We start from the raw sequence: 14,793 nt of genomic DNA on the forward strand, positions 1-14,793 counted from the left end.
TTATGCCATTACATCTTTTTCTAACTTTTTTTGTAATTCTTCTAACGACTTATAAAAAACAAACTCACCGTCTTTTATATACGATATTTCTCCAGTTTCTTCAGAAACCAACAAGCAAATAGCATCCGTTTTTTCTGAAACACCTATTGCTGCTCTATGTCGCAACCCAAAACGAGAAGGAATTTTAGTACTATCAGAAATTGGTAACACAACACGTGTTGCCACAATATAATTATCTCTAACTACTGTCGCTCCATCGTGCAACGGGCTATTTTTATAAAAAATACTTTCAAGTATCGCTTCATTTACAAGAGCATTCATTTTATCTCCCGTGTTAATTAAAAAATCAAGGTTATTTGTTTTTTCAATCACCAATAAAGCTCCTGTTTTTGTTTTTGACAAGTTAACACAAGCTTTTAAAATAGTTTGAATATCAATTTCTGAATGAATTTCAGTCTTTAAAAATTTAAGCTGATTTAAAAAACCTCTTTTAGTTGAAAAGTTTGTAGTTCCAATCATTAACAGAAACTTTCTAATTTCTTGTTGAAAAACGATAATCAGCGCTATAACTCCACCCGAAAGTAAATATCCTAAAATACCACTCAGCATTTCCATATGAAGTGCTTGAGTTACTTTCCAAATTAAAAATATAAATGCAATTCCTATAACGATATTTATAGCTACTGTACCTTTTAAAAGCTTATAAATATAGAAAAGCAGTACTGCTACTAAGAAAATATCTAGAACATCTAGAAACGAAAAATCGATAAAATCTAAATTCATTAATTTTTTGAAGTTTATAAAAACTTATTGAGTAAATGTAAGCATTTTATTGTAACTGACTTACAATTGTAACCGCTTCAACCGCTTCTTTTACATCATGCACTCTTAAAATATTGGTTCCGTTTAATAATGCAACAGTATTAGCAACTGTTGTTGCATTCAAAGCTTCTTCCGGAGAAATTTCTAACAACTTATACAACATTGACTTTCTTGAAACTCCTGTTAAAACAGGAACATCAAGGTTTTTAAATAATGAGAGATTTTTAAGTAACTCGTAGTTTTGATTGAGTTTTTTACCAAAACCAAAGCCTACATCAATAATTATATCATTAATTTTTAATTGGCGTAGTTTAAAAAGTTGTTCAGCAAAAAACGAAATTACTTCAGTAACTACATTCTCATAGTGTGGATTTACCTGCATATTTTGAGGGGTTCCTTGCATATGCATCATTATATACGGAACTTGAAGTTTTGCTACCGTTGTAAACATGTTATCATCCATCTTACCGCCAGAAATATCATTAATTATTGCAGCACCCGCATTGATAGATTCTTCTGCTACTTTACTTCTAAAAGAATCTACAGAAATTAAAATTTCAGAAAAATTTTTCATCAGTAACTCAATAACAGGAAGCATTCTTTGTAACTCTTCTTCTTCAGAAATATGTTTTGCTCCAGGTCGTGATGAATAAGCACCAACATCTATAAACGTAGCGCCTTCACTCAACATTTTTTCTGTCTGAGCCAAAATATCTTGTTCATTTTTATACTTTCCTCCATCATAAAAAGAATCTGGAGTTATATTTAAAATTCCCATTACCTTGGGAGTACTAAGATCTAGTAAGGTTCCTTTACAATTAATCGTCATCATTCTAAATTTCCAAGTAAAAATAAATGAAAAGCTTGTAATATTTACTATTTTTGGTCGATTACTTTTAAATAAAAAAGATGCAAAACACCTCTAAACAATACGATGCTGTAGTTGAAGAATGTAGAAATTTGTTTGTGAAAAAAATGAGCGATTATGGTAGTGCTTGGAGAATTTTAAGACTTCCGTCATTAACCGATCAAATATTTATCAAAGCACAACGCATACGTCAGTTACAAGAAAACACCGAACGTAAAGTTGACGAAGGTGAGCGCTCAGAATTTATTGGAATTATTAATTATTCGATTATGGCATTAGTTCAATTAGAACTTGGTGTTGTTGAACAACCTGATTTATCAACTGAAAAAGCCACCGAATTATATAATAAACATATAAAAATCACCAAAGAATTAATGGAAAACAAAAACCATGATTACGGTGAAGCTTGGAGAGACATGCGAATTTCTTCATTAACCGATTTAATTTTACAAAAATTATTACGTGTAAAACAAATTGAAGACAACCAAGGAAAAACATTAGTTTCAGAAGGTATTGATGCAAATTATCAAGATATGATAAATTATGCTATTTTTGCCATGATTCATATTTCTGAATCAGATAATTAACTTTAAAACGCCCCTATATGATTTTAAAATTATTAACTCACATTTCTAGAGTTCTTGTTGGACTACTTTTTATCTATTCAGGATTTGTAAAACTGGTAGACCCGATTGGTTCTCAATACAAGTTTGAAGAATATTTTAGTGCAAGTGTGCTTAATATGGAGTTTTTAATTCCTTTTGCCCTACCTTTTTCAATTCTTTTAATCGTTGCCGAATTAGTTTTAGGCGTAATGCTTTTAGTAGGATACAAGTCAAAACTTACTGTATGGAGTTTATTTGGTTTAAACACCATTTTCATGTTTTTAACATGGTACTCATACACCTACAATAAAGTAACCGATTGTGGATGTTTTGGAGATGCTATAAAATTAACACCAAAAGAAACTTTTTATAAAAACGTTATTTTAATGGTTTTTATCGTTATTCTAATCAAAGGAGTTGAATATATAAAACCATTAATTTCAAACAAAATAGCTTCATTAACTACTTTTGTTTCTCTTTTTATTTCATTAGGAATCAGTTATTACGTATTAAACCACTTACCAATTATCGATTTTAGAGCTTATGCTGTTGGAAAAGATATTGCTGAAGGAATGAAATACCAAGACGGTAGTGATGAAATACCTCCTATCCATGATTTTATGATTGAAACTGAAGATGGTGATAAACTGGAAGAAATGTTAGCCAAAGAAAAAGCGATGCTTATCTTAATGTACAACTTTGATAAGACCGAAAAAGAAGGTATTGCAAAAGTTGCAGAAGCTGCAAAAAAAGCGAAAGAACAAGGTTACGAAATATATGTTTTAACCGCTTCTTACATTGAAGACTTAGAAGCCACTCAGCAAAAATACGGGCTTCCTTATGAATTTGGGTTCTGTGACGAGACAGCTTTAAAAACAGCTATTAGAGCCAACCCAGGTATTATGACTGTGAAAAACGGAGTTATTGCAGGAAAATGGAACTGGACAGATGCTGACGATGTAGAATTATAATTTAGACTAATATATACACTTCGAAAACCTCACAAATTTGTGAGGTTTTCTTATTTTAGCAAAAGATGTTTTTTTTAAAGAAAACTTCTTCATAAATAAAACCAGCATATTTTAGTGAAACAATTTTTATTAGTCTTTATTGGCGGTGGTATAGGAAGTGTGCTACGATATATTATCGGAAAAACGTTAAACAGCTCACAACCGGAAATTCCTTACGGAACTTTTACTGCCAATATTTTAGGAAGTTTACTCATAGGAATCATTTTAGGATTCGCAGCAAAAAATCAAACGTTAACACAAAGCCACACCTTATTATTAGCTACTGGTTTTTGTGGAGGTTTTACCACCTTTTCAACATTTGCTTATGAGAATCACATCTTTCTAAAATCTGGAGATTTTACTTCTTTCGCTATCTATACGATTACAAGTTTTATTCTAGGATTTCTTGCTGTTTTTGCAGGAATTTATTTAGTAAATTATTTTGGAGCTACTCCTCAAAACATATAACACATGAACGAACTTATACAATATACATCAGCTGATAACCACGTAATAATTACCATTACTAACGGAAAAGCCAACGCGATTTCTCACGAAGTAATTGATGCATTAAATGATGCTTTTAACACAGCAGAAAAAGAGGAAAAACCAGTAATTTTAACTGGGCAACCTGGAATATTTTCTGCTGGTTACGATTTAAAAAGTATGACAGCTTCTCCTGAAGCTGCTTTAGAACTAGTTACCAAAGGATCTAAATTATCACACAGAATGTTATCTTTCCCTTTTCCTATAATTGCAGCTTGTTCAGGACATGCAGTTGCAAAAGGAGCTTTTTTATTACTTTCTGTTGATTATAGATTAGGTACAGAAGGAGACTTCAAAATTGGATTAAACGAAGTAATGATTGGCATGACCATGCACAATGCTGGAATTGAAATTGCCAAAGCCCGTTTAGCTCCTATTTATTTTGAAAGAAGTGTAAATTGTTCAGAAATATACAATCCTAAAGATGCTTTAACTGCTGGATTTTTAGATAAAGTTGTACCACAAGAATACTTATTACCTACAGCTATAAAAATCGCTGAAATGTTCACCAAACTAAATAAGAAAGCTCATTCAGAAACGAAACTAGAAGTAAGAAAACCTTACTTAGATGCGCTTGAAAAAGCTATACAACAAGATATTGATGAAGGTTTAACTCCTCCTTCAAAATAAACTGATTTAAAACGTCATTGCGATTCCGATTTTTTCGGAAGAAGCAATCTTCCTCGTAATGACGTTTAACTTTTTTAAAAATTATTTACTCTGTTTTTTTGTAAGCCCTTACTCCAGCTTTAATTTCAATATCAAGGTAATTATCTGGCGGAGTAATTGGACAAGAATATCGATCGCTGTAAGCACAATACGGATTATAAGCTTTGTTGAAATCAATCTCAATAGTACCGTTCGCCTTAATATCTGTTGTATACAAATCTATAAAACGTCCTCCTTTGTATGATGCTTTTCCGTTTGTATTATCTAAAAATGGTAAAAACAAATTATTCGCGTACTCTGGTTTTGGATTCACATTCTTATAAACTGATAATTCAAAATCTTTTCCATCAATCGAAAAAGTAATAATTCCATACTTTTTATATACCGCAACTCTATCTGTTGTTGTAGGAAAATTAAAAATAGGCGCATTTGGTGTTTCTTCAAACTTTGCTACTACTTTATATTTAGCTTCAATAGGGAAAAAATCAAGTCCTTTAAACTCTTTTAATCCTTTTTTTGTTAGTGGAGATTTGGAAGCATCTTTAAAATCTCTATTCAATTCTTTTTGAAACTCGGACTCACCCAATACAGCTCTTTTTCCTTGACTGTTACACGACAAGCATGTAATAATAAAAGCAATCAACATTATTTTTTTCATTTCTTCGATATTTTTTAAAACGTTAACAAAAATACTGTATTCTCACCAAAACAGCATTATCACTTAACAAATCATTAAATCAAGACTCAATATTTGTTAATATTCTGCTAATAATTTTATATAATAATAAAAAATCACTACATTTATGTTCATAGATTATCTCTATAATTGATTTTTAAGAGGATTCAGTCTTTATAAGAAAAAATTATAATACCATAAACTAAATTTATAATTTTCTCTATACAAAACATAAAGTTTCCTCTACTTTTGTCGCCCCAGTTATTTTTAGGGGCTATTTTTTAGCCAAATCAATTACCAGATGATCCCTAAAGGAAAATTTTAAATTTAAATTGGTAAATTTTATGAAATCAGAATTAATCAATAAGGCAGAAGAGTTTGAAAATAGAAAATTCAAATTTGTAACTACTAGTGACAGAATATTAGCCTCTAGAGAAGCAAAAGCTCTAATTTTAGAGATTAACGAAGTATACAAACAAACAAAAGACGTTACTTTAATGGACATGATGAAACGTTTAACAGCTGTAAAACAACGTATTGAAAAGCGATTAAAAGGAAAACCTTTAACAGCCTAAACAATAAGCTTCATTTAAGTGCGTTAATAATATATATTAAGAATTGTAGTTTCATCAACTACCGCTCTCATTATAATATTTATTCTTGATAAAGTTCTAAGTAAATTTACTTAGAACTTTTCTTTTTAAATATATTTGCAGCATCGGGGCGTAGCTTAGTCCGGTTAAAGTGCTGGTCTGGGGGACCAGAGATCGGTGGTTCGAATCCACTCGCCCCGACTTTTTTATTTTTTTTCAATTATTTTTTTTTCAAAAACAAACTAACTTTCAATAAGTTAAAAAAAGCACCAAAAAAAAGTTATTCAAAAAGCAAAAAAAGTTTTTGCAGTATTAAAAAACATTATATATTTGCCACGCTTTTAAAGCAAACGCCGATGTAGCTCAGCTGGCTAGAGCAGCTGATTTGTAATCAGCAGGTCGGGGGTTCGAGTCCCTTCATCGGCTCAAAACAAAAAGCGCTAACTTAAAGTTAGCGCTTTTTTTATGTTTTGATTTTACTAAATTTGTCTTTTAAACTAGCTTTAACATTTAACAATGAAAAATATTTTTATTATCGGTATTGCAGGAGGAACTGGAAGCGGAAAAACTACCGTAGTAAATCAAATAATTAACGAACTTCCTGCTGATGAAGTTTGTGTAATATCACAAGATTCATACTACAACAAAACCGATAATTTAACCTACGAAGAACGTACTAAAATAAACTTTGATCATCCAAGAGCTATTGATTTTGGGTTACTGGTTCAGCACTTAAAAGAGTTGAAAAAAGGACACATTATAGAGCAACCTATATATTCTTTCGTAACACACAACAGAACAAAAGATACCGTAAAAACGCATCCGCGAAAAGTTATAATTATTGAAGGAATTTTAATATTCAATAGCAAAGAACTTCGTGACTTATGCGATATTAAAGTTTTTGTGCATGCCGATGCCGATGAACGTTTAATTCGTAGAGTTAGAAGAGATATTAAAGAACGTGGTAGAGATGTTGAAGAAGTATTAAATCGTTATCAAACCACATTAAAACCGATGCATCAGCAATTTATTGAACCAACAAAAAACTATGCTGATATCATCATTCCTAACGATCGATATAATACCGTGGCAATTGATATCGTTAGAACTGTAATTAACGATCGTTTGTAACATGAATTTAAAATCAATAAAAAATAAGCCAACCTTTAAAATCGCTACTAATATTTACGTGATTATACTTACAGTATTTGTAGTTTGGATGCTTTTTTTTGATGAAAACTCATACCTTACACATAGAGAATTTAACAAAGAAATTGACGAATTAAAAAGTTGGATTGATTATCACGAAAAGAAAATAAAAAAAGATAAAGAGACAATACAACAATTACAAGATTCACTGCAATTAGAACGCTACGCAAGAGAAAAATATTTAATGAAGAAAGAAGATGAAGACATTTATATTATTGAATTTGATACCATAAAAAAGTAATGAATAATTATTTATTTGACGAATTTCAAGGAGTAAGTCCAGCTGAATGGAAACAAAAAATTCAGGTAGATCTTAAAGGAGCTGACTATAACGAAACCCTTTTATGGAAAACTGAAGAAGGTATTACCGTAAGACCTTTTTACACCAAAGAAGACAGAACTAATGTAGCAATAAGCACTCCTAAAGAAGGCTTTAAAGTTTGTCAAAAAATCATCATTACAAACGAAGAAAAAGCAAATTCTTTTGCGATTGACGCTATTAAAAGAGGAGCTACTGCTATTGAATTTATCGCTAAAGAAAATTTTGATTTCAAAACCGTTTTAAAAGGCATTGACTCAAAAAACACAACACTTTATTTTTCTTTTAGCTTCTTATCTTCAGAATTCACTAAAGAAATTTCAACTTTTTTAAACTCTAATAACCGCTATTTTAATACTGATATAATTGGAAACTTAGCAAGTTCGGGAAACTGGTTTTCAAACCTAAAAAACGACCATACTCAACTTGAAGAGATAGTAAAAAACACTCAGAACTCTATTTGTGTTAATACTTCTATTTATCAAAATGCTGGGGCGACAATTACGCAACAGTTAGCTTACGCATTAGCACACGCAAACGAATATTTGAATCATTTTGGTAGTTCGACAGCTAATAATATTCACTTTAATTTCTCTGTGGGTAGTAATTACTTTTTTGAAATTGCCAAACTTAGAGCTTTTAGAATTTTATGGGATTCTTTATTAAAAGAATACAACACCGAAGCTACAGTTCATATTTTTACGCAACCAAGTTTACGAAACAAAACTTTGTACGATTACAATGTAAATATGCTCCGCACAACTTCAGAATGTATGAGTGCTATTTTAGGCGGAACAAACACGATAGCAAATAGTTCGTATGATGCAATTTTTCATCAACCAAACAAATTTGGAGAGCGTATTTCAAGAAATCAGTTATTGATTTTACAGCAAGAAAGCGAACTAGCCGAAGCACAAAATATTGCAGACGGGACATATTATATTGAAACCATTACACAACAGCTTGCTCAAAAAGCATTAGAGGTTTTTAAACAAATAGAGCAAGGAGGCGGATTCTTAAAGCAATTAAAAGAAGGTATTATTCAACGAAAAATAAAAGAATCTGCAGATAAAGAACAACAATTATTCGATTCTGGAAAGTTAGTATTGCTAGGAACTAATAAAATTCAGAACGAGAATGATAAAATGAAAAACGACTTAGAAGTTTCTCCATTCTTAAAAGTTCGTAATGAAAAAACATTAATTCAGCCAATTATTCAAAAACGATTAGCTGAAAAATTAGAACAAGACCGTTTAGAAAATGAGTAGAAAAGACATATCAAACATACAGTTACCCGATACTCAAAACAAAGCCAGTAATTCTTTCAAACACGAAGATTTTGTAGCTGGTATTACTCCAAACCTGCGCGGTCCCTACTCTACTATGTATGTTCGCAGACCTTGGACAATTCGTCAATATGCAGGTTTTTCTACTGCAGAAGAAAGCAACGCTTTTTATCGCAGAAATTTAGCTGCGGGTCAAAAAGGACTATCTGTTGCTTTCGATTTAGCTACTCACCGAGGATACGATTCCGATCACGAGCGTGTACAAGGAGATGTTGGAAAAGCTGGTGTAGCGATTGATTCGGTTGAAGACATGAAAGTCTTATTTGATCAAATTCCGTTAGATAAAATGTCGGTTTCAATGACCATGAACGGAGCCGTTTTACCTATTTTGGCGTTTTATATTGTAGCAGCAGAAGAACAAGGAGTTGCTCCTGAACTATTATCAGGAACTATCCAAAATGATATTTTAAAGGAATTTATGGTGCGTAACACGTATATTTACCCACCAACTCCTTCGATGAAAATAATTGCCGATATTTTCAAATACACTTCTGAAAATATGCCAAAATTTAATTCGATTTCTATTTCAGGATACCACATGCAAGAAGCTGGTGCTACTGCCGAAATCGAGTTAGCTTACACCCTAGCAGACGGATTAGAATACATAAAAAAAGGATTGGAAGCTGGTATGGATATCGATACTTTTGCCCCTCGTTTGTCTTTTTTCTGGGCAATTGGAATGAACCATTTTATGGAAATTGCAAAAATGCGAGCAGGAAGAATGTTGTGGGCAAAAATTGTAAAACAATTCAATCCGAAGAATCCAAAATCATTAGCTTTAAGAACCCACTGCCAAACAAGTGGATGGAGTTTAACAGAGCAAGACCCATTTAACAATGTTGCTCGTACAACTATAGAAGCCATGGCTGCTGCTTTTGGCGGAACCCAAAGTTTACACACCAACGCCTTGGACGAAGCAATTGCTTTACCTACTGATTTTTCAGCTCGTATTGCTCGTAACACTCAAATATATCTACAAGAAGAAACGCATATTACTAAAACTGTTGATCCTTGGGCTGGTAGTTATCACGTTGAAAAATTAACCGAAGAAATTGCCAACAAAGCTTGGGAACTAATCCAGGAAGTTGAAGAATTAGGAGGAATGACTAAAGCTATTGAAAAAGGAATTCCGAAAATGCGAATCGAAGAAGCTGCCGCAAAAAAGCAAGCAAAAATTGATAGCGGTCAGGATGTAATTGTTGGTGTTAATAAATATCAATTAGAACAAGAGGATCCTTTACACATTTTAGAAGTAGATAACGAAGCTGTTCGTCAATCACAAATTAACCGACTGAATGACTTAAAATCGAAAAGAAATCAAACTGAGGTTGAGAAATCTTTACATAATTTAACTGAAGCTGCTAAATCAGGTAACGGAAATTTATTAGATTTGGCTGTAAAAGCTGCTAGAAACAGAGCTACTCTAGGTGAAATTTCCGATGCCCTTGAAACTATTTTCGGACGTCATAAAGCAGTACATAAAACTATTTCAGGTGTGTATAGTAAAGAAATAAAAGACGACGAGTTATTTAAAAAAGCAACCGAGCTAGCTGATAAATTCTCAGAATTAGAAGGTCGTCGCCCTCGTATTATGATTGCTAAATTAGGACAAGACGGTCACGATCGTGGTGCTAAGGTGGTTGCAACTGGTTATGCCGATTTAGGCTTTGATGTAGATATTGGCCCGCTTTTCCAAACACCACAAGAAGCAACCAAACAAGCCATTGAAAACGACGTGCATATTTTAGGAATTTCGTCGTTAGCTGCTGGACATAAAACATTGGTCCCACAAGTTATTGCCGAACTTAAAAAATACGGACGTGAAGATATTATGGTAATTGTTGGAGGTGTAATTCCTGCACAAGATTATCAATTCTTATTTGATGCAGGTGCTGTAGGAGTTTTTGGCCCAGGAACAAAAATTGCACAAGCCGCTATAGACATGTTAACTATTTTGATTGATAGTATTGAGGAATAAAAAATTATGCAAATAAAATTTATTGATAGAAAATCGGGCAAAATCATCACCGAAACTCCTCCTGGAGAAGGGTTTTTAAAATTGTTATATAACAATCCGTTTGGTAAAATGGCTTTGTTACCCATGGTGAAGCGTAAATTTTTATCGTCTTGGTATGGTAAACTAATGAACAAACCAAGTTCTATCAATAAGATTAATAATTTTGTTCGAGAGCTTCAGATTGATATGACAGAGGCTGAAAGATCAGCTGAAGATTATATTTCTTTCAATGATTTTTTCTACAGAAAACTAAAATCTGGCGCACGCCCAATTGAAAGCGATTTTGTTTCTCCTGGCGACGGTAAATTACTAGCTTTTAAAAACATTTCTGACATTCATAATTTCTTTGTAAAAGGAAGAAAGTTTACACTAGAAGAATTTTTAGGGAACAAAGAATTAGCAAAAAAACATAAGGATTCGTCGCTCATTATTTTGCGTTTAGCTCCGAATGACTATCACCGATATCATTTTCCGTATGACGGAATCCCTTCCGAAGTAACAAAAATTAAAGGGGATTACTTTTCAGTTTCACCTTATGCTTTAGCAGGTAATTTTACTAGAGTCTTTTGTGAGAACAAACGTGAGTTTTGCACTTTATCTACAAAAGACAAAGGAGATATTATTATAGCGCCAGTAGGCGCAACTATGGTGGGTAGTATTATTGAAACCTACACCCCAAATTCCGAAGTAAAAAAAGGAGACGAAATGGGATATTTTGCTTTTGGTGGCTCTACCATTGTTTTATTAGTAGATAGTTCTAAAACTACGATTGACAATGATATTTTAGAGAACACTAAAAACAAAATGGAAACCTTTGTTAAAATGGGAGAAAAGATTGGTAAATAACCAATTCATTTTTAACATTCTTCTTTTTAAATAATGACTGAAATCATAATGTCATTCAAGGTTTAATCCGTAAATTTGCGTCGTTTTACACATAGCAGATTTACTGATGAAAAAAATCTTAAACACCCTCTACTCTACCCGTTTAATGGCTGTATTATTTCTTGTTTTTGCCATTGCCATGGGAGTTGCCACTTTTATAGAAAACGATTACGGAACACAAACCTCAAAAGCTTTAGTTTACAACACTTGGTGGTTTGAATTAATTATGGTGTTTTTTGTTATTAACTTCTTCGGAAATATTTTTAGATATCGATTATACAGAAAAGAAAAATGGTCAGTTTTATTATTCCACTTAGCTTTTTTGCTAATTTTAATTGGAGCTGGCATCACCCGCTATATAAGCTACGAAGGTTTAATGGTGATTGATGAAGGTGAAACTACAAATCAGTTTTATTCTGAACACACTTACTTAAATGTAGTGGTTGATAATAATCAGTTTCAACGAGAATACAACAACAAATTATTACTTTCTGCTTGGGGAACTAACTCAGCAAACTTTACCGAGTATTTTCAACCAAAAAAAGACAGCACAAACCATGAAATAAAATTTAACCTAGTTAATTATATTCCGTGGGCTGAAACTAAATTGGTTGAAGACAAAAACGGAACTGAACACTTATTTTTAGTGGAAAGTTCTAGCGGAAGTAGACATGAACATTATATTAAAAAAGGTGAAATTGAAAACATTCATAATATTTTAGTTGGTTTTGAAGCCTCTAACAAAGAAGCAGCTTCAATTAATTTCTTTTATGAAGATGGAAGTTTAAAAATGCTTTCAAAAAATGATGGTGATTGGTTAAGAATGGCAGACCAAAAGCGTGGTGAAATTGTAAAAGATAGTGTTCAACATTTCCAATTCTTGACACTTCACAACGTAAACGGGTTACAATTTGTTGTGCCTAAATCTCCAGAAAAAGGAGAAGTAAAAACAGTTAGAGGTAAAAAAGACGATAAAAAATATGATGCTGTCATTTTTGATGTTACAACTAACGGAGAAACTGAGCGTGTTGAATTACATGGCGGTAAATTTAATGTAGCAAACCAGCAACAATTTAGTGTCGGAGACTTAAACTTCAGAGCTTGGTATGGTTCAAAATTATTAAAAACTCCTTTTAGTGTTAAATTAAACGATTTCCAACTAGAGAAATATCCAGGTTCTGAAAGTGCTGCTGCTTATGCAAGTGAAATTACAGTTACTGACTCTGATGAAACTTTTGATTATAGAATTTTTATGAATCATATCTTAGATCATAAAGGATACAAACTATTTCAATCGAGTTATAAAATTGAAGGAGAGCATGAACAAACTCACCTATCTGTAAATCACGATTTCTGGGGAACTTGGATTACTTATATCGGTTACTTTTTATTATTCTTCGGATTAATCGCCTCGTTATTTGTGAAAAATACTCGCTTCGATGATCTAAAACAATCGTTAGTAAAAATCCGAAACAAGAAAACAACACTATCAGTAATCGCGCTTTTCTTTTCACTAGTTAGTTTTAGTCAACATAAAGAACACGAACCTAAAGAAATTACCGAAGCGCAAATTGATTCAATCCTAATCGCGAATAAAGTTGATAATAATCACGCTGACTTGTTTAGTTCTTTAGTAATTCAAGATGCTGGCGGACGTATGAAACCTGCTCACACTTTTGCTTCAGAATTGGTAAGAAAAGTTGCCCATACCGACAAATTTAAAGGAATGGATCCTAGTCAAATATTGCTTTCTATTACTGAAAACCCAATGCTTTGGTTAAATGTTCCGTTTGTATATTTAGAAAAAGGAAACACACAAATCAGAGAAGTTTTAGGTGTTCCTCAAGAAACAAAGTATGCTCGTTTTATTGATTTTTATAATCAAGACGGTTCTTCAAAAATTAGTCATTTAGTTGTTGAAGCTGAAAAGAAAAGGATTCAAAATAAATTTGAACAAGACGCTATTAAAATTGAAAGAAGAGTTTGGTTATTATCGCAAGCTTTAGGAGGTGGTGTGTTACGTATTTTCCCAGTTCCTAACGACGAAAACAACAAATGGGTATCGCAACCAGAAACATTACAAGCTAATTTTAAAGGAACAGATTCTGTATTTGTACGTCAATCATTACCTGTTTATTTACAATTATTACAAGCTTCGAAAAAATCTGGCGACTACACAGAAACCAACAAAGTTTTAGACGGAATTAAGAAATTTCAACAAAAATTCGGATCAGAAGTTATTCCTTCAAAAGACAAAATTGATTTAGAAATCGCATACAACAAACTAAACATTTTTGTAAAACTTTCTAAATACTACGGATATGTAAGTTTACTTTTAATTGTATTTGTTTTCTTACAGATTTTCAACAATAAACAATGGGTTAATTATGTTGTAAAAGGGCTTATAGGAGTTGTAATTTTCTTATTTATTTTTCATGTTTTAGGACTAACTGCTCGCTGGTATATTAGTGGAAATGCACCTTGGAGTAACGCTTATGAGTCGATAATCTTTGTTGGGTTAGCAACCATGTTATTTGGATTAATTTTAGGAAAAAAATCTTCATTAACCATTGCTGCAACCACTTTTTTAGTATCAGTAATTTTAATGTTTGCACACCAAAATTGGTTAGATCCTGAAATTGCCAACTTACAACCTGTATTAAATTCTTGGTGGTTATACGTACACGTTTCTATAATAGTAGCTGCTTACGGCCCTTTCTTTTTAGGAATGATTCTTGGTGTTTTTGCTTTGTTCTTAATCGTGTTTACCAACAAAAAGAACAAAAAGAAAATGGATTTACATATTAAAGAATTAACCATCATAAACGAAATGGCTTTAACTGTCGGGTTAGTTATGTTTACTGTGGGTAACTTTTTAGGAGGAATGTGGGCTAATGAAAGTTGGGGGCGCTACTGGGGATGGGACCCTAAAGAAACTTGGGCATTAGTATCTATCATGATTTATTCATTTGTATTACACATGCGATTAATTCCTGGGTTACGAGGACGATACACATTTAATTTAGTCTCAATCATCGCTATTGCATCAATTATGATGACCTATATGGGAGTGAATTTCTATTTATCCGGATTACACTCATACGCTAGTGGAGATAAAGTGGTCACTCCTACTTCAGTATATTACTCTATAGCTTTTGTAACTATTTTAGGAATAGCTGCATGGGTTCAAAATAGAAAGTATTACAAGAAATAAGTTAGGAACTTATC

At 32.3% G+C, this 14,793-nt stretch carries 14 protein-coding genes and 2 tRNA genes; 13 read left to right on the forward strand and 3 right to left on the reverse strand.

The genetic code is table 11. The annotated features are described in order from the left end of the window. On the reverse strand, positions 1–783 hold the full coding sequence (gene cdaA, locus ACKTST_RS09885; RefSeq protein ID WP_408047588.1) for a diadenylate cyclase CdaA: 783 nt from the start codon (positions 781–783) through the stop codon (positions 1–3). Between the two features lie 46 nt (positions 784–829). Beyond that, positions 830–1,651 (reverse strand): dihydropteroate synthase, encoded by an 822-nt coding sequence (folP, locus tag ACKTST_RS09890; RefSeq protein ID WP_408047652.1) that lies wholly within the window; start codon positions 1,649–1,651, stop codon positions 830–832. 80 nt (positions 1,652–1,731) lie between these two features. Here folP and ACKTST_RS09895 point away from each other — a divergent pair, with 80 nt between their 5' ends. The 4 genes from ACKTST_RS09895 to ACKTST_RS09910 all read left to right on the forward strand — a co-directional run bounded on the left by ACKTST_RS09895 (position 1,732) and on the right by ACKTST_RS09910 (position 4,481). Beyond that, positions 1,732–2,277, forward strand: a complete 546-nt coding sequence (locus ACKTST_RS09895; protein WP_408047589.1) for a DUF1599 domain-containing protein — start codon at positions 1,732–1,734, stop codon at positions 2,275–2,277. Between the two features lie 17 nt (positions 2,278–2,294). After that, complete coding sequence (locus ACKTST_RS09900) at positions 2,295–3,266, forward strand: BT_3928 family protein (protein WP_408047590.1); 972 nt, start codon at positions 2,295–2,297, stop codon at positions 3,264–3,266. 114 nt (positions 3,267–3,380) lie between these two features. Then, positions 3,381–3,773 (forward strand): fluoride efflux transporter CrcB, encoded by a 393-nt coding sequence (gene crcB / locus ACKTST_RS09905; RefSeq protein WP_408047591.1) that lies wholly within the window; start codon positions 3,381–3,383, stop codon positions 3,771–3,773. Positions 3,774–3,776: 3 nt separating this feature from the next. Next, positions 3,777–4,481, forward strand: coding sequence for a crotonase/enoyl-CoA hydratase family protein (locus tag ACKTST_RS09910; RefSeq protein WP_408047592.1), 705 nt, complete (start codon positions 3,777–3,779; stop codon positions 4,479–4,481). Positions 4,482–4,566: 85 nt separating this feature from the next. Here ACKTST_RS09910 and ACKTST_RS09915 read toward each other — a convergent pair whose 3' ends face one another. Next, positions 4,567–5,178 carry a DUF1684 domain-containing protein gene (locus ACKTST_RS09915; RefSeq protein WP_408047593.1) on the reverse strand — a complete coding sequence of 204 codons (612 nt, stop codon included), beginning with the start codon at positions 5,176–5,178 and terminating at the stop codon, positions 4,567–4,569. 362 nt (positions 5,179–5,540) lie between these two features. On the opposite strand from ACKTST_RS09915, the gene ACKTST_RS09920 reads away from it, so the two are divergent. From ACKTST_RS09920 to ccsA, 9 genes are all read left to right on the forward strand, one after another. Next, positions 5,541–5,771 carry a hypothetical protein gene (locus ACKTST_RS09920; protein ID WP_408047594.1) on the forward strand — a complete coding sequence of 77 codons (231 nt, stop codon included), beginning with the start codon at positions 5,541–5,543 and terminating at the stop codon, positions 5,769–5,771. A 144-nt stretch (positions 5,772–5,915) separates the two neighbouring features. After that, positions 5,916–5,990, forward strand: a tRNA-Pro gene (locus ACKTST_RS09925). Between the two features lie 151 nt (positions 5,991–6,141). After that, positions 6,142–6,215 (forward strand) — tRNA-Thr (locus ACKTST_RS09930). A 99-nt stretch (positions 6,216–6,314) separates the two neighbouring features. Continuing rightward, the gene (gene udk, locus ACKTST_RS09935) at positions 6,315–6,920 is read left to right on the forward strand and encodes a uridine kinase (RefSeq protein WP_408047653.1); all 606 of its coding nucleotides are present in this window, start codon (positions 6,315–6,317) and stop codon (positions 6,918–6,920) included. A gap of 1 nt (position 6,921) precedes the next feature. Then, positions 6,922–7,239 carry an FtsB family cell division protein gene (locus ACKTST_RS09940; RefSeq protein ID WP_408047595.1) on the forward strand — a complete coding sequence of 106 codons (318 nt, stop codon included), beginning with the start codon at positions 6,922–6,924 and terminating at the stop codon, positions 7,237–7,239. Then, positions 7,239–8,585, forward strand: a complete 1,347-nt coding sequence (locus tag ACKTST_RS09945; protein WP_408047596.1) for a methylmalonyl-CoA mutase subunit beta — start codon at positions 7,239–7,241, stop codon at positions 8,583–8,585. The genes ACKTST_RS09940 and ACKTST_RS09945 overlap by 1 nt, the downstream gene beginning before the upstream one ends. Then, positions 8,578–10,641 (forward strand): methylmalonyl-CoA mutase, encoded by a 2,064-nt coding sequence (scpA, locus tag ACKTST_RS09950; RefSeq protein ID WP_408047597.1) that lies wholly within the window; start codon positions 8,578–8,580, stop codon positions 10,639–10,641. The genes ACKTST_RS09945 and scpA overlap by 8 nt, the downstream gene beginning before the upstream one ends. Positions 10,642–10,647: 6 nt before the next feature. Then, a complete protein-coding gene (asd, locus tag ACKTST_RS09955) occupies positions 10,648–11,526 on the forward strand; it encodes an archaetidylserine decarboxylase (protein WP_408047598.1) in 879 nt (292 codons plus the stop codon). Between the two features lie 106 nt (positions 11,527–11,632). Beyond that, positions 11,633–14,779, forward strand: a complete 3,147-nt coding sequence (gene ccsA, locus ACKTST_RS09960; RefSeq protein ID WP_408047599.1) for a cytochrome c biogenesis protein CcsA — start codon at positions 11,633–11,635, stop codon at positions 14,777–14,779. The last annotated feature ends 14 nt before the right edge of the window (positions 14,780–14,793 follow it).

The organism is Tenacibaculum crassostreae (genome assembly GCF_964512405.1).
Taxonomy (GTDB): Bacteria; Bacteroidota; Bacteroidia; order Flavobacteriales; family Flavobacteriaceae; genus Polaribacter; species Polaribacter crassostreae.

Excerpts from the sequence above, each read along its gene's own strand:
- ACKTST_RS09945 (WP_408047596.1), top strand. The coding sequence starts at position 7,239 with ATGAATAATTATTTATTTGACGAATTTCAAGGAGTAAGTCCAGCTGAA.
- ACKTST_RS09920 (WP_408047594.1), top strand. The coding sequence starts at position 5,541 with ATGAAATCAGAATTAATCAATAAGGCAGAAGAGTTTGAAAATAGAAAA.
- ACKTST_RS09910 (WP_408047592.1), top strand. The coding sequence starts at position 3,777 with ATGAACGAACTTATACAATATACATCAGCTGATAACCACGTAATAATT.
- asd (WP_408047598.1), top strand. The coding sequence starts at position 10,648 with ATGCAAATAAAATTTATTGATAGAAAATCGGGCAAAATCATCACCGAA.
- folP (WP_408047652.1), bottom strand. The coding sequence starts at position 1,651 with ATGACGATTAATTGTAAAGGAACCTTACTAGATCTTAGTACTCCCAAG.
- ACKTST_RS09915 (WP_408047593.1), bottom strand. The coding sequence starts at position 5,178 with ATGAAAAAAATAATGTTGATTGCTTTTATTATTACATGCTTGTCGTGT.
- scpA (WP_408047597.1), top strand. The coding sequence starts at position 8,578 with ATGAGTAGAAAAGACATATCAAACATACAGTTACCCGATACTCAAAAC.
- cdaA (WP_408047588.1), bottom strand. The coding sequence starts at position 783 with ATGAATTTAGATTTTATCGATTTTTCGTTTCTAGATGTTCTAGATATT.
- ACKTST_RS09895 (WP_408047589.1), top strand. The coding sequence starts at position 1,732 with ATGCAAAACACCTCTAAACAATACGATGCTGTAGTTGAAGAATGTAGA.
- ACKTST_RS09940 (WP_408047595.1), top strand. The coding sequence starts at position 6,922 with ATGAATTTAAAATCAATAAAAAATAAGCCAACCTTTAAAATCGCTACT.
- ACKTST_RS09900 (WP_408047590.1), top strand. The coding sequence starts at position 2,295 with ATGATTTTAAAATTATTAACTCACATTTCTAGAGTTCTTGTTGGACTA.
- ccsA (WP_408047599.1), top strand. The coding sequence starts at position 11,633 with ATGAAAAAAATCTTAAACACCCTCTACTCTACCCGTTTAATGGCTGTA.